The following is an 18,803-nucleotide window of genomic DNA, read 5'->3' on the forward strand; positions in this document are numbered from 1 at the left end:
ATCCCGTCGTCCGACCTGCGGAGCGACGGGGTAGGGCCGGCTTTGCGTTCGACCTTGAGCCGATCACCGCCGACGGCTTCCCAGGACGGTGACCGGTTGCCACAGGATCGCCGCGCCAGCACCGGCGCCGCAGGCACCGCCCCAAACAAGACGCTCCTCCTGTTCGCCGGCTGCAGCGGCGCCCTGCTGGATGCCGGCGGCGCCTGCCGTCCCTTGCGCACGAACCTCGTCGGGCTGGGCCATCTGCTGCTGTTGCGATTGAGTGGTCATACCAATCCTCCTTGTGAAGCCGCGACAGCTATCAAACTATTCGTCTGCCTTCAATTCGGATTTTTGAAAGAAGCCATGACTTTTTGCGGCCCAGCCATTCGAATTCGCCTGCGTCATTTTGCAGCGGCGAAGACTTGAACGGCGCTGCACAAGAACAGGGGAAGATGGCTGGGCGGACTCATTTTGCATCTGCTCACAAACGAAACGAGCCCCTCTTCCATCGGGAAGAGGGGCTCGTTTCGAATGGTCCGGCCAGTGGAAAAATGCCGGCGGATCAGCCGCTGTTGCGCAGGCCGGCGGCGATGCCGTTGATGGTCAGATGGATGCCGCGGGCGATCTGCTCGCCGCTGTCGCTGGTGCGGTGGCGCTTCAGCAGCTCGACCTGGACATGGTTGAGCGGGTCCAGATAGGGGAAGCGGTTGCGGATCGACCGCGCGAGCAGCGGGTTCTTCTCCAAGAGGGCCGACTGCTCGGTGATCGCCAGCAGAACCTCGATGGAGTCCTGCCACTCCGCCCGGATGCGGGAGAAGATGGCCTCCCGAAGATCCGGGTCCGACACCAGCCCGGCATAGCGGGATGCGATGGCGATGTTCGACTTGGACAGCACCATGTCCATGTTGGACAGCAGCGTGCGGAAGAAGCCCCAGTCGCGGTGCATCGCCCGCAGCCGCTCCATCCCGTCGGGGTGCTGGGCCAGATAGGCCTTCACCGCCGAGCCGAAGCCGTACCAGCCCGGCAGCATCAGGCGGCACTGCGCCCAGCTGAACACCCAGGGAATTGCCCGCAGATCCTCGATGCTGGTCGATTTCTTGCGCGAGGCCGGGCGGCTGCCGATGTTGAGGTTGGCGATCTCGCCGATCACCGTCGATTCCCAGAAATACTTCTCGAAGCCTTCGGTCTCGTAGACCAGCCCGCGATAGGCCTTGAAGGCATGCTCCGACAGCTCTTCCATGGTCTGGAGGAACAGATCGGTGCAGGGTTCCGCCGATTCCGGGTGCAGCAGGGTCGCTTCCAGCGTCGCCGCCGCCAGCGTTTCCAGGTTGCGCCGGCCGACCTCGGGGTTGGAATATTTCCCGGCGATGACCTCGCCCTGCTCGGTGATGCGGATGGCGCCCTGCACCGCACCGGCCGGCTGGGCCAGGATCGCCTGATAGCTGGGGCCGCCGCCGCGGCCGACCGAGCCGCCGCGGCCATGGAACAGCCGCAGCCGCACGCCATGCTTGGCGAACACCTCGACCAGCGCGATCTCGGCCTTGTACAGCTCCCAGCCGGAGGTGAGGAAGCCGCCGTCCTTGTTGCTGTCAGAATAGCCGAGCATCACCTCCTGCAGGTTGCCCCGGCTTTCCAGGAAGCGCCGGTAAGTGGGGATCGACAGCAGCCGGTCCATGGTGGCGGCGCAGTTGCGCAGATCGCCGATGGTCTCGAACAGCGGGGCGATGTTCAGGTCCAGCGCCTTGTCCTTCGGCCGCAGCAGCCCGGCCTCCTTCAGCAGGACGGCGACCTCCAGGATGTCCGACACGCCGTCGGTCTTGGAGATGACGCAGTTCACCACCGCATCCGACCCGAAGCGGGCGCGGGCATCGGCGGCGGTGCGCAGGATGTCCAGTTCGGAGCTGGTTTCCTCCGAATAGTCGGCATAGCGCGAGGCCAGCGGCCGGTTGGTCTCCAGCTCGCGCACCAGCAGGTCGATCCGCTCGTCCTCCGACAGTGTCTTGTAGTCGACGGCGGTGTCGGCGAAGGACAGCAGCTCCGCCACCGACCGCTCATGCACGTCGGAGTTCTGGCGCAGGTCGATGCTGGCCAGATGGAAGCCGAACAGGTCGACGGCCCGGCGCAGGTGGCGCAGCCGGCCCTTGGCGAGCGCCGCCGAGCCGTTGACGGTCAGCGAGCGGTCGATGATGTCGAGGTCGGCGCGGAGCTCGGCCGGGGCCAGATAGGGCGGCGCCTCGCCCACGGCGTGGCGGGGCGCCTCCAGCCCGTCCAGCGTCCGCAGCGTCGCGGCGACCCGCGCATAGATGCCGGAGATGGCGCGGCGGTACGGCTCCATCTTGCGGTGGGGCGACGGGTCGGGCGAGCGTTCGGCCAGCTGGCGCAGCGGCTCCGAAACGTCGATGACACGGGTGCTGAGCGACAGCTCAGACCCCAGCGTGTGCAGTTCGTCCAGGTAGAATTGCAGGGCGCGGGTGCTCTGCATCCGCATCGCCTGACGCAGGACGGGGGCGGTGACGAAGGGGTTGCCGTCGCGGTCGCCGCCGATCCAGCTGCCCATGCGCAGGAAGGACGGCAGCTCCGTTGTCGTCCAGGACGGATCCGTCCGCCGCAGATGGTCTTCCAACTGGGCATAGAAGCGCGGCATCTCGCGCAGGAAGGTGTAGTCGTAGAAGGTCAGGCCGTTGGCCACCTCGTCCGTCACCGCCAGCTTGGTGGCGCGCAGGATGGCGGTCTGCCACAGCGTCAGCACCGCGCGCTGGAGGGATTCAAGGTTGGTTTCCTCCTCCTCCGGCGTCATCGGGCCGTGGTCGCGCTCCGCCAGCAGCTTGGCGACCTCCATCTGCACGGTCAGGATGCTCTTGCGCTGCACCTCGGTCGGGTGGGCGGTCAGCACCGGGCTGACCAGCGCGCCGTCGAAGAACTCCTTCAGCTGCTGGGTGGTGACGCCGGCCTTGGCCGCCTCGTCCAGCGCATGGGCCATGGTGCCGTCGCGCGGCGACGATCCGGCGAGCGCATGGGCGCGGGTGCGGCGGATGTGGTGCTGATCCTCGGCGATGTTGGCCAGATGCGAGAAGAAGCTGTAGGCCCGCACCACCCGCGCCGTCTGCGGCGGCGACAGGCTGTTCAGGATCGCCTCAAGCTCCTTGCGGGCGCCCTGGTCCTCTTCGCGGTGGAACCGGATGGAGGTCTGGCGGATGCGCTCGACGATGTCGAACACCGCCTCCCCTTCCTGGCTGCGGACGGTATCGCCCAGGATGCGCCCCAGCAGGCGGATGTCTTCGCGGAGCGGCTGGTCCTTCGTCTCGGAACTTTCCTGCAGCAGGATGGCGGACATGGGCGACGGTTTCCTGGTCGAGGATGGATGGATATGGATCGATGCGCGGGCGCTGGGTGCATGAATAGAGATGGTCAAATTTCGGGCAGGAGCTTGCTCCTGCGTGCGAAGTGGTCAGACCATCGGCGACAGCATGCCGATTCCGTGGGAAGTTTCAACCGTCCGTGTGCTGGTGCGAAATGATTTCCATAAGTCGCAGCGCTGTGAAATGCGACGTCGCATAAGGGCGCCCCGCACCGCAAGGCTTGCTTCCCAACTAGTATGGTAGTATGCTTCACTGATTGTTTCCTCCTGCCCATGCTTCGTATGGCGAAGCTGGCCGGAAGAAGGGGCGGCCTGACAGGATGGCAAAGCGATGTTGACAAAGATCGACGTGGACTCCGGGGAGCCGATCGCGCGGCGCGTGTACCGGGTGCTGCGCCAAGCCATCGTGGCGATGCAGTTCCGCCCCGGTCAAGCCCTATCCGAGCAGGAGATCGCCGACCAGCTGGGCGTCAGCCGTCAACCGGTGCGCGAGGCCTTCATCAAGCTGAGCGAGTCCGGCCTGCTGACCATCCGGCCGCAACGGGGCACCTTCGTCGTCAAGATCTCGGTCAAGCAGGTACTCGACGCCCGTTTCGTCCGCGAGGCGGTGGAGACTGCCGTGGTGCGCAAGGCCTGCGAGACCATCACGCCGGCCGGCCTCGCCGAACTGCGCGACAACCTGAAGGCCCAGTGGGACATTGCCGACGAACCGGTGCCCGTGCGTTTCCTGGAGCTTGACGAGGCCTTCCACCGCACGATCGCCATCGGGGCGGAATGCGAATATGCCTGGCGTATCGTCGAGGAGACGAAGGCCCAGATGGACCGCGTTCGCTACCTCAGCGTGCCCTACGCCACGCCGATCCGCCGGCTGATCTCGCAGCATCAGGCGGTGCTGGAGGCGATTGCCGCCCGTGATCCCGCCAAGGCCGAGGCGGCGATGGGCATGCACCTGCGCGAGATCCTGACATCGCTGCCCGAACTGGAGAGCAAGTTTCCCGACCTCTTCACGCTGGAGGACGGTGCGGCGCCTCCGGCTCCCAAATCCTCTTCCCGGCCTGCCGGTCGCTCGAAGGTTGCCGGACTGCGCTGACCGGCGCAGGATTTGCCGGTCTCCTTATCCGCTCGCCTTATCATTTCATACCGGAACAATCCGGGTTGCCATTGCCCGAGCTTTTTGACATACTACCATACAAGAATGCGAGCGACGCCTCGCGCACTGTTCGCCGGGAAGGAAACCGTTTCTCATGCAATCCCCTGCGCCCTCGTCCCTGCCCCGCCTCGTCGCCGCCGGCCTGTCGAACCTGCCGGCGTCGGTGGAGCGGCCTGCTTACGACCGCAAGGCGCTGGATCTCGGGATCGTCCATCTCGGCGTCGGCGCCTTTCAGCGCGCCCATCAGGCCGCCTACACCGACGCCCTGCTGGAGAAGCGGTTCGGCCCCTGGGGCATCGCCGGCGTCAGCCTGCGCAGCCCCGATACCCGCGATGCGCTGGAACCGCAGGACGGACTCTACACCGTCGCGGTGCGCGATGCGGCAGGGGAGCGGCTGCGGGTGGTCGGCTGTCTGCTGGAGCTGCTGGTGGCGCATGAGGATCCCCAGGCGGTACTGGAACGGATGTGCCGCCCGTCGGTGCGCATCGTCACCCTGACGGTGACGGAGAAGGGCTATTGCCATGATCCGGCGACCGGCGCGCTGAATGAGGATCATCCCGACATCCGCCACGACCTGGACAATCCGGGCAAGCCGCGCACCGCCATCGGCTTCATCGCGGAGGCGCTCGCCCGCCGCCGCACCGCCGGGCTGCCGCCCTTCACCGTGCTGAGCTGCGACAACCTGCCGAGCAACGGCGACACGGTGGCCCGCATCCTGCGCCGCTTCGCCGAACTGCGCGATCCGGGCTTCGGCGCCTGGGTGGGCGAGACCGTCGCCTGCCCGAACAGCATGGTCGACCGCATCGTCCCCGCCACCACGGAGGCCGACCGCGCCCGCGTGTCCCAATCGCTCGGCCTGCAGGATTCCTGGCCGGTGGTGACGGAGCCCTTCACCCAATGGGTGGTGGAGGACCGCTTTCCCGCCGGCCGCCCGGCCTGGGAGGAGGTGGGGGTCGAACTGGTCGCCGACGTCCATCCCTACGAGACGATGAAGCTGCGGTTGCTGAACGGCAGCCACTCCACCATCGCCTATCTGGGATATCTGGCGGGCTATGAAACGGTGTCGGACACCATGGCCGATCCCGCCTTCGCCACGCTTGTCCGCAATCTGATGGATTTGGAGACCGGGCCGACGCTGCATATGCCTCCCGGCGCGGATCTGGAGCAATACAAGGACGCGCTGGTCGCCCGTTTCCGCAATCCGGCGCTGCGTCACCGCACCTGGCAGATTGCCATGGACGGCACGCAGAAGCTGCCGCAGCGCCTGCTGAACCCGATCCGCGACCGGCTGGCCGCCGACCTGTCCATCGACCGGCTGGCCCTGGCCGTTGCCGCCTGGATGCGCTATGCCGCCGGCATCGACGAGAAGGGCCAGCCCATCGACCTGCGCGATCCGTTGGCCCCGCGTCTGGCGGAGATCGCCGCATCCGCCGCCGGCAATCCGGATCGGCTGGCCGAGGCTTTGTTCGGCCTGACGGCGGTGTTCGGCGAGGATCTGCCGCGTGACCCGCGCTTCACCGATCCCGTCACCGCCGCGCTGAGGCGCCTGTTCGCCGAGGGCGCCCGCGCCGTGGTTGCCGCCACCGCCTGACCCCGTTTCACAGCATCCCCTTATCCCAGATTCTAGGGAGTGTTCCCGTGGTTGCCCTGACCGTCGAAAAGCCGCATGTGCTGGCCCTTCGTCCCGAAGCCCCCCCGTCCGCCGGGCCGGTCAAGGCCGGCGAGGTGCTGGTCCGCGTCCAGCGCGCCGGCATCTGCGGGTCGGACCTGCACATCTACCACGGCTCCAACCCCTTCGCGGTCTATCCCCGTGTGATCGGACACGAGTTCGCCGGCACGGTCGAGGCGGTCGGCGACGGCGTGACCACAGTCGCGGCCGGCGATCATGTCGTGGTCGATCCGGTGGTCTCCTGCGGCCGCTGCTATGCCTGCCGCGCCGGTCGCAGCAACGTCTGCGCCAATCTGGAGGTGTTCGGCGTCCACCGCGACGGCGGCTTCCGCAACCATGTCGTCGTGCCGGCGGCCAATGCGGTGAAGGTGCGGTCCGACCTGCCGATTTCGATTGCCGCCCTGGCGGAGCCGCTGTCGATCGCCGCCAACGTGCTGTCGCGCACCGGCATCGCCGCCGACGACACGGTTCTGGTCTATGGCGCCGGGACGGTCGGGCTGACGGTGGTGCAGGTCGCCAAGCTGCACGGCGCCCGCTGCATCGTCGCCGACCTGGACGACAAGCGGCTGGAACGGGCGAAGGAGTTCGGTGCCGACGTCGTGCTCAACTCCTCGCGCGTGTCGGTGCCCGATGCGGTGCGCGACGAGAATGACGGGCTCGGTCCCACGGTGGTGATCGACGGCGCCGGGGTTCCGGCCCTGCTGGAGGAGGCCTGCCGTCTCGCCAGCCCGGCCGCGCGCATCGGCCTGCTCGGCTTCTCGCCCGGCCCCTGCAACATCAGCCAGCAGGAGATCGTGAAGAAGGAGCTGACGCTGGTCGGTTCCCGCCTGAACCGCCGCCTGCTGCCGCAGGTGATCGAGTGGCTTGAGAGCGGCAAGCTGCAGCCGGCCGCCATGATCACCCAGGTCTTCCCGATCGCCGACGCGGCGAGCGCCTTCTCCATGATCGAAACCGACCCGTCCAGCACGATCAAGGTGCAGCTCGACTTCGAAGGCTGACCGCCGGCTTCAGTCAATCCATCGCGCAAAGCAAGGCGGACCGGATCCGCCCATAACGGAGGAACACCAGGATGAACAGCAAGACCCCGATCTCCCGCCGCACGCTGGCCAAGAGCATCGGCCTTGGCGCCGGCATCGCCGCCGGTGCGACGCTGCTCGGCGGGATCGCCGCGCCGGCCATCGTCCGCGCCCAGGCCAAGACGACGCTGAAGCTCGGCCACCTCGCCAACGAGGAGAATGTCTGGCACAAGGCCTCGCTGGTCTTCGCCGAGGAGGTGGCCAAGCGTACGAACGGTGCGGTCGAGGTCAAGGTGTTCCCCAACGAGCAGCTCGGCAAGGAAACCGACCTGATCAAGGGCATCCAGCTCGGCACCATCGACTTCACCATCACCGGCGAGTCCCTGCAGAACTGGGCGCCGGCCGCAGCCTTGCTGGCGGTCCCCTATGGCATCCGCGACCTCGACCATCTCGACAAGGTCGTCACCGGCGAGCCGGGCCGCAAGATCGCGGAGTCCATCGAGCAGAAGACCCAGCTGGTTCCGCTGACCTACTTCGCCCGCGGCCCGCGCAACCTGACCAGCAAGCGCCCGATCAAGTCGCCGGACGAGCTGAACGGCCTGAAGATGCGCGTGCCGAACGTGCCGCTGTTCGTATCCTTCTGGCAGGGGCTGGGCGCCAAGCCGACGCCGATGGCCTTCTCCGAGGTGTTCACCGGCCTGCAGAACGACACCATCGAGGCGCAGGAGAACCCGCTGGCGCTGATCAAGTCGGCGAGCTTCTACGAGGTCCAGAAATACGTGAACCAGACGGAACACGTCATCAGCTGGATCTATCTGGTCGGCGGATCGAAGAAGATGGGCAAGCTGCCGGCCGAACAGCGCGCCGCCATCATGGACGCCGCCAAGGCCGCCCAGGCCGCCGAGCGCAAGCTGTTCATCGAGGACGAGGCCAAGCTGGCGGCCGACCTGAAGGCCAAGGGCATGGAGTTCGTCACGGTCGACAAGGCCGCCTTCGCCGAGAAGGGCCGCGCCGCCGTGGTCGCGGCGCTGTCGCCGGAGATCAAGCCGATCTACGACGAAATCATCGCGGTGAAGTGAGGGGGAGGACCCTAGCTCTCTCCCTAACCGAGTACAGGATCCCCTCTCCCCAGGGGAGAGGGGATCTACTCGGGTGCGCTCCTCCAACCGCATGAGTGCCTTCCGATGCGCGCAGCCTTTGCCGCCATATTGTCGGCCGTATCAGCCCTTTGCCGTTGGGGTACCCTGGCGGCCATCGGCGTCCTCATAGTCGTCGTGACCATCCAGGTGTTGGGCCGCATTCCCGGCTTTCCTTCCCCGGCCTGGACGGAGGAGGTGGCCCGTTTCGCGCTGGTCCATCTCGTCGCCTTTTCCTGTGGTCTGGCGCTGCTGCGCGGCGAACTGGTGAATGTGGACATGTTCATCCTGCTGCTGCCCAAGCCGGCGCAACGGGCGGTCGCCCGGCTGGTCGACGTGGCGATCCTGGTGTTCGCCGTCGCCATCATTCCCGGCGCCTGGGACTATGTCGTCGGCAGCATCGGAGAGCGGGCGCGCTCCATCAATGTCCCGATGATCTGGGTCTATGTCGTGACGCTGATCATCCCGGTCTCGCTCGCCTTCTTCTCCATCGCCCGCCTTGCCGGGCTCGGGCGCGACGCCGCGCCGCCCAGCCACGGGGAAACCGTCTGATGGTCACCGCACTGTTCCTAACCTTCGCCGTCCTGCTGATCCTGGGCGCGCCGGTCGGCATCGCGCTGGGCGGCGCCTCGGCGGTCTATCTGGTCGGCAGCGACATCGACCTCGCCGTGGTTCCGCAGTTCATGTATGCCGGCATGGACAGCTTCGTGCTGCTCTGCATCCCCGGCTTCGTGCTGGCCGGCAACCTGATGAACGGCGGCGGCATCACCGACCAGATCGTGCTGTTCAGCAACCGGCTGGTCGGCCACATCCGCGGCGGCCTCGGCCTCGCCAACGTCACCGGATCGATGGTGTTCGCCGGCATCTCCGGCACTGCGGTGGCCGAGACCGCCTCCATCGGCGCCGTCATGATCCCGGCGATGCGCAAGTCGGGCTACGACGCCCCCTTCGCCGCCGCCGTCACCGCCGCCGCCTCCACCGTCGGGCCGATCATCCCGCCCAGCGTGCCGATGATCATCGTCGGCACCCTGACCGGCCTGTCGGTCGGCAAGATGTTCATGGCCGGCGCCGTGCCCGGCCTGCTGCTCGGCCTCGGCATGATGCTGACGGTCTGGATTCTGGCGCGGGTCCGCAACTATCCGCGCGAGCCCTGGCAGGGCTTCGGCGCGCTGGTCCGCGCCAGCCGCGGCGCCTTCTGGGCGCTGCTGATGACGGCGATCATCCTGTTCGGCATCGTCGGCGGCTATTTCACCCCGACCGAGGCCTCCATCGTCTCGGCGATCTACGCCTTCGTCATCGGACTGTTCGTCTACAAAGGCTTCACGCTGCGCCAGCTGCCGGCCATCCTGCTGGAAAGCGCCATCGGATCGGGCGGGCTGATCCTGCTGGTTGGCCTCGCCAACGTCTTCGGCTGGATCCTGACCAGCGAGCAGATTCCGCAGGCCATCGCCGCCTCGATGCTGGCGCTGACCACCAACAAGTATCTGATCATCCTGCTGATCAACATCCTGCTGCTGATCGTCGGCACCTTCATGGAGACGATCGCGGCGCTGATCATCCTGTTTCCGCCGCTGCTGGCGGTGGCGACCCAGGTCGGGATCGACCCGATCCATTTCGCCACCTTCGCCGTGCTGAACCTGATGATCGGTCTGACCACCCCGCCGGTCGGCGTCTGCCTGTTCGTCGCCGCCAACATCGCGAAGATCTCGCTTGGCGCGATCACCAAGGCGATCTGGCCCTTCCTGCTCTGCAACATCCTGATCCTGTTCCTGGTCTCCTACATCCCGGCCCTGTCGCTGTGGCTGCCCAACCTGCTCTTCCGCTGATTTCCCAGATTCCAAAGCCCCCCTCTCTTTCCAAGGAGTTCGCAGCCATGGAACAGTCCTGGCGCTGGTTCGGCCCCGAAGACGCCATCAAGCTGAACCACATCCGCCAAGCCGGCGCCACCGGCGTGGTCACCGCCCTGCACCACATCCCCTACGGCGTCGTCTGGTCGGTCGAGGAAATCCAGAAGCGCAAGGCGATGATCGAGTCCGACGAGGAACTCGGCCTCAGCTGGACCGTCACCGAAAGCCTGCCGGTGCACGAGGCGATCAAGATCGGTGAAGGCGACCTGACGGAGCTGTTCGACAACTACCGCCAGTCGATGCGCAATCTCGCCGCCTGCGGCGTGACCACCATCTGCTACAACTTCATGCCGGTGCTGGACTGGACGCGGACGGAGCTGGCGGCGGCGCTGCCGGGCGGCGGCACCTCGCTGCGCTTCAACGCCCATGAGCATGCGGCCTTCGATGTCTACATGCTGGAGCGTCCGGGCGCCGAGGAGGACCATGCGCCGGAGGTTCTTGCCAAGGCCAAGGAGTGGTTCGACCGCTCGTCGGAAAGCGACCGGGACAAGCTGCTGTCGAACATCATGGCAGGCCTTCCCGGCGCCTATGACCGCTACGACATTCCCGGCCTGCGCAAGATGATCGCGCGCTTCAACGGCATGACCGCAGACGGCCTGCGCGAGACGCTGGCCCGCTTCCTGCGAGAGGTCATCCCGACGGCGGAGGAGGTCGGCATCCGCATGGCGATCCACCCCGACGACCCGCCGCGTCCGCTGTTCGGCCTGCCCCGCGTGGTCAGCACCGAGGACGACCTCGCCCACCTCATCAACGCGGTGCAGTCGCCCAACAACGGCCTGACCTTCTGCACCGGCTCGCTGGGGGCGGGGCAGACCAACGACGTGCCGGCGATGGCCAAGCGCTTCGTCGAGGACATCCACTTCGTCCATCTGCGCAACGTCGCCAAGGAGCCGGACGGCTCCTTCGAGGAAGCCGACCATCTCGGCGGCGACGTCGACATGGTGTCGGTCGTCACCACCCTGCTGGAGGAGCAGAAGCGCCGCCAGGACGCCGGCAACGACAACTGGCGCCTGCCCTTCCGTCCCGACCATGGGCACGAGCTGCTGGACGACATCGGCAAGCCGACCCACCCCGGCTATCCGATGATCGGCCGCCTGCGCGGTCTGGCCGAGATTCGCGGCGTGATGACCGCGGTCGCGGCGATGAAGCAGTTGCCGGTGTGAGTGGGGAGCGCCTGCTTCACCCGCCGGCGCGCATCCCAAGCCGGGCGAGCTTCTTATAGAAGGCGGCGCGGGAAATGCCGAGCGCCCGTGCCGCCGCCTCCGCCTTGCCGCCATGGGCGGCGAGTGCGCGGCCGAGCAGCCCGCGCTCGAACTCGTCGAACGCCGCGTCATAGCCCGGCAGGGGCTGCGGTTCCCCCTGGGCCTGCTGCCGGACCGGCGCCGGACGTGCGGTCTGCGCCGGCGCCGCTGCAGCCAAATCGGACGAAGCCAGATCCGGCAGCGCCTCCGCGAGGTCGGCGGCGGTCAGGCGGCGGTTGTCGGTCAGCAGACAGGCGCGCTCCAGCACGTTGCGCAGCTCCCGCACATTGCCGGGCCAGCGGTGGCGGCCCAGCACCTCGACCGCTTCCGGCGTCAGGCCGCGCAGGGGCAGCCCGGTGCGGGCAGCGATTTCCTGCAGGATGGACTCGGCGATGGCCTCCAGCCCGCCGGCCATTTCCGCCAGGGCCGGCAGGCGGATCGGCAGCACGTTCAGCCGGTAATAGAGATCGGAGCGGAAACGGCCGTCGCGGATCCGCTGCTCCAGATCGACGTTCGTCGCCGCGATAACCCGCACATCGACCTTCACCGGCCGGTCGGAGCCGAGCGGCTCGATCTCCTGCTCCTGCAGGGCGCGCAGGAGCTTGGCCTGGAGGCCGAGCGGCATGTCGCCGATCTCGTCGAGGAACAGGGTGCCGCCATTGGCGGTCTTGAAGCGGCCCTCCCGCCCCCGTCGGTCCATCCCGGTGTAGGCGCCAGGCACCGCACCGAAGAATTCAGCCTCCAACAGGGTTTCCGGGATCGCCGCCACATTGACGCCGACGAAGGACCGGCCGCTGCGCGCCGACAGGCCGTGGATGGCCTGGGCGATCAGTTCCTTGCCGGTGCCTGTCTCGCCCAGCAGCAGGATCGGCGCATCGGTGCGGGCGGCGACACGCGCCTTGCGCTTGACCTCCAGGCACACCGGACTGTCGCCGACATAGCTCTGCAGCGTGTAGCGCGGCTGCCGCCCCTCGTCGAGCCGCCGCTTGGTCGCCGCCAGCTCCGCCTCCAGCCGCGACAGCTCGGCCAGCAGGGGTTTCAGCCGGTGCAGGCTGTCATACAGGACGAAGCCCACGGCACCGATCACCGCGCCGTCGTCGTCGGTCAGCGGGAAGCGGGTCACCACCAGCCGCTGGGTGCCGAACAGCATCAGGTCGAGCAGGATCGGCTGGCCGGTCGCCAGGACCTGGCGCATCTGCGAATGGGGGATGATCTCCTCCACCTCGCGGCCGATGGCCTCGGCAGGGTCGGCGATGCCGAGCATGCGGGCGTATTTGGCGTTGATCCACACCACACGGGCATCGCGGTCGACCGCCACCGTGCCTTCGGACTGGGTTTCCAGCGCTTCGAACAGCGACGGGATGGCGCGACGGTGCAGCAGGGCGGCGCCGCCTTCGAAGGCGTCCGCGTCGAAGGGACGGGCGTCCAGCCCATCGCCTGGAAAGCGGCCGCTGTCCGTTCCGTTCGTCACCCCGCCCCCCTGTGCCCGTCCGTGCCAACCCCCGTGTTATCGGGATCGCGCGCCGAATCCGCAATGGCGGAACGGGCCGCCGGCCTTCCCTGACCATGGTGCCGCACCCCCTTGCGGAGTCGCGGCGGGCCGGTCCATGCTGCGCCCGCGCCATGGCCCGGCCCCGTCACGGGCATGCAGCCGCTGTCCACCGGAGCCGTCTTGTCCCTGCCGCCCGTCCCGCCATGCTGAGCCTGCCTGCCATTCTTCTTCTCGCTGCGGTGCTGGCGACCCTGTGGACGGCGTCGCGCAGCTGGCTCCTGCCACCCTTTCCCGGCCGGTTCGATTTCATCGCGATGCAGTTGTCCGCCTCCTGGTGGGCGACGGCTGCCGCCATCGAGATCATCGTCCCGGCACCGGCGGACAAGCTGTTCTGGGCGGAGATGGCCTGGCTCGGCATCGTCTGCACGCCCAGCTTCTGGGCGCTCTTCCTCTGGTCCTACACACGGGAGGAGGTGGCGGTGCGCTGGCGGCTGGTGCCGGCCGCGGTGGGGACGGCGACCTGGGCGGCGGCCCTGACCAACGACGGCCACCGGCTGATCTACACCGCGGTCCACCCGATCAGTGACGCACCGGGAGCGCCGCTGTTCTACGACCACGGGCTGCTCTTCTTTGCTGTCACCATCTATCTCTATGTCTTCATGGTGATGAGCATCGTCGTCACCGCCAACGGTGTCCACCGGGCGACGCCGGCCTACCGCACCCACTATCTGGGCTTCCTGGTGGCGATGGCGGTGCCCTGGGTGGCGAATGTCGGCTATGTCACCGGCAACCTGACCCTGTTCGACTTCGACCCCACCCCCTTCAGTTTCCTTCTCATGGGCGCGGTCTTCTATTGGCTGATCACCCGGCGGCGCCTGTTCGACCTGCTGCCGGTCGCCCGCGATGTGCTGCTGGACGCGGTGCCCGACCCTGTGCTGGTCCTGGATGCCGACGGCACGGTGGTGGAGGCGAATCCTGCCGCGCGCGCACTGGTGCCCGGCCTCCAGCCGCTCGGCCGCCGGCTGGCCGAACTGCCCGGCTTGTCCGTCCTCTCGTCCGGTGGCTGTACCGCTGCGCCGGTTCCGTTGACCAGGGATTGCGACGGAGACCTGCGCAGCTTCGAGGCGACGCGGGTGCCGCTGACCTCCGGCAACCGCATCGGCAACCGCGGCGGCCGGTCGGGACAGCGCGAGGTCGGCTGCCTGCTGATGCTGCGCGACGTCACCCACCGCCGCCGGGCGGAGGCGCGGCTGGAGGACACCATCCGCCGCCTCGACCTCGCCCGGCTGGAGGCGGAAGAGCGGCTGACCGCGGAGCAGGAGGCCAAGCGGGCGCTCAAGGGATTCCTGTCGATGACCGCGCACGAGTTCAAGACCCCGCTCGCCATCATCGACGGGGCGGCCCAGATCCTGCTGCTGGATGCCGAGGCAAAGGCCCCCGGCATGGTGCCGCGGCTGGACAAGATCCGCCGTGCGGTGCGCCGGCAGGTCAACATCCTGGACACCTGTCTGGCCGACGACCGGCTGAGCGACCCGGCCTTCGCCCTGCGCCGCGATCCGCTGGAGTTGCCGGCCCTGCTGCGCGCCGCCGCCGCTGCGCAGGCCGACGCCGCTCCCGGCCGGCGGATCGAACTCGACCTGACGGCTTGCCCGGCCGGCATGACCGGGGACGGTCCGATGCTGGAGCTGTGCGTCCACAATCTGCTGAACAATGCGCTGAAATACTCCTCCGCCGGCTCGCCGGTGCGGCTCCGCGCGTGGATCGAGGAAGGGCTGGGCGGACAGTCGCATCTGGCGCTGTCGGTGGCCGACCAGGGCATCGGCATTCCGGCGGCGGAGGTGGAGCGTGTGTTCGACCGCTTCTTCCGTGCCACCAACACCGGGACGGCGGCGGGAAGCGGCGTCGGGCTGAACATGGTCCGCCGCATCGCCGCCCTGCATGGCGGAACGGTGACGGTGGACAGCCGACTGGGCGTGGGCAGCGTCTTCACGCTCAGTCTCCCGCTCCGCCAGGAGGCGCTTTGCGAAGAGGGGATGGCGGGCATGTCGGCGGAGTAATCCGCCGGGGTGATCGTTTCTTGCATTGATTGCCCAGTGAAGGGAATAATCCCGCTCCCTCCATCTGGACCCTGGCAATATGAGCGATCACGACCCCACCGTCGTCCGGCCGGTGCCGAAACCCCGCGTCCCCCTGGGCATCGAAGAGGTGCTGGTCGCCGTCACCATGGCGGTGGTGGCGCTGATCACCTTCGCCAATGTCGTGGTGCGCTACCTGACCGACGTGTCCTTCGCCTTCACCGAGGAATATTCGATTGCCCTGATGGTGATCCTGACCTTCCTCGGCGCCTCGGCCGCGGTGGTGAAGGACCGCCACATCCGCATCACCTTCATCGTCGACAAGATGTCTCCCGCCAACCGCCGCCGGGCGGAGCAATTCGCCATGGCCTGCGTGGCGCTGATGTACGGGCTGCTGCTGGTCTACGGCGCCTGGACGACCTGGGACGATTACCGGTTCGAGGTGACGTCGCCGGCGCTGGGGCTGCCGCAGTGGATCTACACGATCTGGCTGCCGCTGCTGTCGCTGGTGGTGCTGGCCCGCACGGTCGGCCGCATGATCCGCATCCACAAGGGCACGGAACCGCTGGAGACCGGCCATATCCCGGAGGGGGAACCGTGATCACCACCCTGCTCTTCGGCTCCTTCCTGGTCATGATGGTGCTGGGCGTGCCGATCGCCGCCGCCCTGGGGCTGGCCGGCACCGCCGCCATTGCCTTCGCCCATCTCGGCGTCATCTCGGTGCCGACCAGCGTCTATACCGGCATCGCCAAGTATCCGTTGCTGACCATCCCGATGTTCGTGCTGGCCGGCACCATCTTCGACCGGTCGGGCGTGGCGCAGAAGCTGGTGCGCTTCGCCACCGCCATCGTCGGACAGGGCAAGGGCGCACTGGCGGTCATCGCCGTGGTGGTGGCGATGATGATGGGCGGCATCTCCGGTTCGGGTCCCGCCATCGCCGCGGCGGTCTGCGGCGTGATGGCGCCCAGCATGATCCGCGCCGGCTACCCGCGCCCCTACATCGCCAGCGTCATCGCGGCGGCGGCGGCCACCGACATCCTGATCCCGCCGTCGGTGGCGCTGATCATCTACAGCGTGCTGGTGCCCGCCGCCCCGACCACCTCGATGTTCGCCGCCGGCATCATCCCCGGAACGCTGGCCGGCCTCGCGCTGATCGTTCCGGTCTATTGGCTGGCGCGGAAGCACAATCTGGGCGCCAAGCTGTCGCACGAGCCGCGCCCGCCCTTCTGGCGCAGCCTGTGGGACGCGGCGCTCGGCCTGTTCGCCAAGGTCATCATCCTGGGCGGCCTGCGCTTCGGCATCTTCACCCCGACCGAGGCGGCGGTGATCGCGGTGGCTTACGGCCTGCTGCTGGGCATGGTGGTCTACCGCACGATCCGCTTCCGCGACCTCTATTCCATGCTGGTGGAGGCGGCGGAGATCTCCGCCATCATCCTGACGGTGATCGCGCTGGCCAGCGTGTTCGGCTGGGCGCTCAGCACCCTGTCGGTGATCGACCCCATCGCCGACGCCATCATCCATTCCGGCCTCGGCGAATATGGCGTGCTGGCCCTGCTGGTGGTGATGCTGACCGTCGTCGGCACCTTCCTGGACGGCATCTCGATCTTCATCATCCTGCTGCCGCTGCTGATTCCCATCGCCCAGGCCTACAACTGGGATCTGACCTGGTTCGGCGTGATCCTGACCCTGATGATCGCGGTCGGCCAGTTCACCCCGCCGATGGCGGTCAATCTGATGGTCGCCTGCCGGATGACCGGCTGTTCCATGGAAAGCACGGTGCGCTGGGTGCTGTGGCCGCTCGTCACCCTGCTGCTGGTGGTGGTCGCGGTGATCGTCTGGCCCGATCTGGCGCTGTGGATGCCGCGGCAGATGGGGTTCTAAAGGGCGCGTTCGATGTCGCGGCTGGTCAGATGCAGGCTGGCCGCGGCACCGTAGCCGCGCCTTGCGATCTTTCCGGCCGCCGCGGCCTCGAACGCCGGGCGATGGGCGGCGGCATGGGCGAGGCAGTCCTCCGGCGTCGGTTCCCGCAGGCCGAGCAGGGCGCGGAAGGCCAGCCGGTGGACGGCGCACCAGCCGCCATGTCCCGCCGGACGGAAGACCAGCGCGTCGATGTCGTCCCGCCAGGACAGTCCGTCCGCGGTCATTCGCGCAGTCCCAGCCGCTTGGCGAGCCGGAACAGGTTGCTGCGGTCGAGCCCGAGCGATCGGGCTGCCTTCGCCCAGTTTCCGCCGTGACGGCCCAGCCGGTCCTGGATCAGGCGGCGCTGAAGCTCCTCCACCGCATCCCTCAGGGGAAGGTCCTCCGACGGGTTCGGTAGCCGGGTCGGTAGCGCGTCTATGACCGGTGCCGGGCTCCCCTCCCCCGCCTCCTCAAGCCCGAGATCGATGGGGGTCAGGGTCAGCACGCCGCCGTCCGGCGGACGGGCGACGCGGGCGCGGATGGCGCCGCGGCCGATGGCGTGTTCCAACTCGCGTACATTCCCCGGCCATGGATAGGACAGCATGTGCCGTTCCGACGACGACGACAGGCGAAGATTGCGCAGGCCCAGCCGCGCCCGGTTGCGCTCCAGGAAAAGCCCGGCCAGCCTCAGGATGTCGGTGCCGCGGTCGCGCAACGGCGGCACCCGCAGCGGGTAGACGCTGAGCCGGTGATAGACGTCGGCACGGAAGCGGCCCTCCCGCACCTCCGTCGCGAGGTCGCGGTTGGTCGCGGCGACCACGCGCACGTCGACGGTGATGTGGCGATCCGAACCGACACGCTGGACCTCGCCGTTCTGCAGCGCCCGCAGCATCTTCGCCTGGGCCGCAAGCGGCAGTTCGCCGACCTCGTCGAGGAACAGGGTGCCGCCGTCGGCCAGTTCGAACTTGCCGCGCCGGTCGCTCACCGCACCGGAGAAGGCGCCGCGCACATGGCCGAACAGTTCGCTCTCCACCAGCGCGTCCGGCAACGCCGCGCAATTCACATGCACCAGCGGACCGGCCGCGCGGGAGGAGCGGGCGTGCAGCCGGCGGGCCACCAGTTCCTTCCCGACGCCGGTCTCGCCCAGCACCAGAACGACGAGGTCGCTCGCCGCGACCGTATCGATCTCCGTCAGCATGGCGGCCATCGCCGGGCTGGACCCGACCATGCCGGTCTCGCGACCCGTCGTCGTCTCGTCCAGTTCCCTGACCACCCTGCCGCCCCGCTCGACATCGGCCGCAAGGGCGGCGCGCCGTTCCACCGCAGTGGCGAGGTCGGCGGTCAACCGCGCCCAGGCGGCAATCGCCTCCTCCCAGCCGTCGAAGCGTCCTTCGTTCAGCGCATCCAGGGTCAGCATGCCCCAGGGACGGCCATCCACGTTCAGCGGCGCACCGATACAGTCATGGACATGCAGCCGCTGGTTCAGGTCGGGGATCAGCCCGTCATAGGGATCGGGAAGCTCGCATTTGGGGGGAAACCGCAACAGCCCGCCCTCCGCCCCGGCGATCGCCCGCAAACGGGGGTGGTCGTTCAGCGCAAAGCGCCGCCCGAGCGTGTCCGGGCTGAGCCCGCGCGTGGCGAGCGGGACCAGCAACGCATCGCTTGAGCGACCGTCATGGCGCAACAGCGCACAGGCATCGCATGGCAGGTGCCGCGTCATCGAATCCAGCAGCCGCGGCCACAACCGAGCAGGGTCGTCCAGCAGGCGCAGCAGCGCGCCCGTCTCATCCAGTGGAAGAGTTGTTGTCATGGTGACCGCAGTGTTGTCCATACGACATCATAACCCGCGTGGTCGCTTTGACAACGGCCCCCACGCAC

Annotated in this window: 15 protein-coding genes; 10 read left to right on the forward strand and 5 right to left on the reverse strand. The window is 68.0% G+C overall.

Annotated features, from left to right (window positions below):
* Positions 1-63 precede the first annotated feature (63 nt).
* Positions 64-270: a hypothetical protein gene (locus A6A40_RS13220; protein WP_063635790.1), complete on the reverse strand. Its 207-nt coding sequence runs from the start codon at positions 268-270 to the stop codon at positions 64-66.
* A 274-nt stretch (positions 271-544) separates the two neighbouring features.
* Positions 545-3,316 carry a phosphoenolpyruvate carboxylase gene (ppc, locus tag A6A40_RS13225; protein WP_063635791.1) on the reverse strand — a complete coding sequence of 924 codons (2,772 nt, stop codon included), beginning with the start codon at positions 3,314-3,316 and terminating at the stop codon, positions 545-547.
* Positions 3,317-3,671: 355 nt separating this feature from the next.
* Here ppc and A6A40_RS13235 point away from each other — a divergent pair, with 355 nt between their 5' ends.
* The 7 genes from A6A40_RS13235 (at position 3,672) to uxuA (ending at position 11,381) form a co-directional block, all read left to right on the forward strand.
* The gene (locus A6A40_RS13235; protein WP_063635792.1) at positions 3,672-4,430 is read left to right on the forward strand and encodes a GntR family transcriptional regulator; all 759 of its coding nucleotides are present in this window, start codon (positions 3,672-3,674) and stop codon (positions 4,428-4,430) included.
* Positions 4,431-4,584: 154 nt separating this feature from the next.
* A complete protein-coding gene (locus tag A6A40_RS13240; RefSeq protein WP_063635793.1) occupies positions 4,585-6,081 on the forward strand; it encodes a mannitol dehydrogenase family protein in 1,497 nt (498 codons plus the stop codon).
* A gap of 47 nt (positions 6,082-6,128) precedes the next feature.
* Positions 6,129-7,157 carry a Zn-dependent oxidoreductase gene (locus tag A6A40_RS13245; RefSeq protein ID WP_063635794.1) on the forward strand — a complete coding sequence of 343 codons (1,029 nt, stop codon included), beginning with the start codon at positions 6,129-6,131 and terminating at the stop codon, positions 7,155-7,157.
* A gap of 71 nt (positions 7,158-7,228) precedes the next feature.
* Entirely contained in the window at positions 7,229-8,254 is a 1,026-nt protein-coding gene (locus A6A40_RS13250) for a TRAP transporter substrate-binding protein (protein ID WP_108546670.1), read from the forward strand.
* Between the two features lie 105 nt (positions 8,255-8,359).
* Positions 8,360-8,863: a TRAP transporter small permease gene (locus A6A40_RS13255; protein WP_063636290.1), complete on the forward strand. Its 504-nt coding sequence runs from the start codon at positions 8,360-8,362 to the stop codon at positions 8,861-8,863.
* A complete protein-coding gene (locus A6A40_RS13260; protein ID WP_082860820.1) occupies positions 8,863-10,137 on the forward strand; it encodes a TRAP transporter large permease in 1,275 nt (424 codons plus the stop codon). The genes A6A40_RS13255 and A6A40_RS13260 overlap by 1 nt, the downstream gene beginning before the upstream one ends.
* Positions 10,138-10,184: 47 nt before the next feature.
* Entirely contained in the window at positions 10,185-11,381 is a 1,197-nt protein-coding gene (uxuA, locus tag A6A40_RS13265; RefSeq protein WP_063635795.1) for a mannonate dehydratase, read from the forward strand.
* 16 nt (positions 11,382-11,397) lie between these two features.
* On the opposite strand, the gene A6A40_RS13270 is transcribed toward uxuA, so the two are convergent.
* On the reverse strand, positions 11,398-12,930 hold the full coding sequence (locus tag A6A40_RS13270) for a sigma-54 interaction domain-containing protein (RefSeq protein WP_082860821.1): 1,533 nt from the start codon (positions 12,928-12,930) through the stop codon (positions 11,398-11,400).
* Between the two features lie 224 nt (positions 12,931-13,154).
* Between A6A40_RS13270 and A6A40_RS13275 the strand changes: the two genes are divergently transcribed.
* The 3 genes from A6A40_RS13275 to A6A40_RS13285 all read left to right on the forward strand — a co-directional run bounded on the left by A6A40_RS13275 (position 13,155) and on the right by A6A40_RS13285 (position 16,907).
* Positions 13,155-15,008 (forward strand): sensor histidine kinase, encoded by a 1,854-nt coding sequence (locus A6A40_RS13275; RefSeq protein WP_063635796.1) that lies wholly within the window; start codon positions 13,155-13,157, stop codon positions 15,006-15,008.
* A gap of 79 nt (positions 15,009-15,087) precedes the next feature.
* Positions 15,088-15,627 (forward strand): TRAP transporter small permease, encoded by a 540-nt coding sequence (locus A6A40_RS13280; protein WP_063635797.1) that lies wholly within the window; start codon positions 15,088-15,090, stop codon positions 15,625-15,627.
* The gene (locus A6A40_RS13285) at positions 15,624-16,907 is read left to right on the forward strand and encodes a TRAP transporter large permease (RefSeq protein WP_063635798.1); all 1,284 of its coding nucleotides are present in this window, start codon (positions 15,624-15,626) and stop codon (positions 16,905-16,907) included. Before A6A40_RS13280 ends, A6A40_RS13285 begins: the two co-directional genes overlap by 4 nt.
* Here A6A40_RS13285 and A6A40_RS13290 read toward each other — a convergent pair.
* Positions 16,904-17,170, reverse strand: coding sequence for a DUF1488 family protein (locus A6A40_RS13290; RefSeq protein ID WP_063635799.1), 267 nt, complete (start codon positions 17,168-17,170; stop codon positions 16,904-16,906). The genes A6A40_RS13285 and A6A40_RS13290 overlap by 4 nt on opposite strands.
* The gene (gene norR / locus A6A40_RS13295) at positions 17,167-18,756 is read right to left on the reverse strand and encodes a nitric oxide reductase transcriptional regulator NorR (protein WP_108546671.1); all 1,590 of its coding nucleotides are present in this window, start codon (positions 18,754-18,756) and stop codon (positions 17,167-17,169) included. Before norR ends, A6A40_RS13290 begins: the two co-directional genes overlap by 4 nt.
* Positions 18,757-18,803: the final 47 nt, after the last annotated feature.

Source organism: Azospirillum humicireducens (genome assembly GCF_001639105.2).
In the GTDB taxonomy this organism is placed as follows: Bacteria; Pseudomonadota; Alphaproteobacteria; order Azospirillales; family Azospirillaceae; genus Azospirillum; species Azospirillum humicireducens.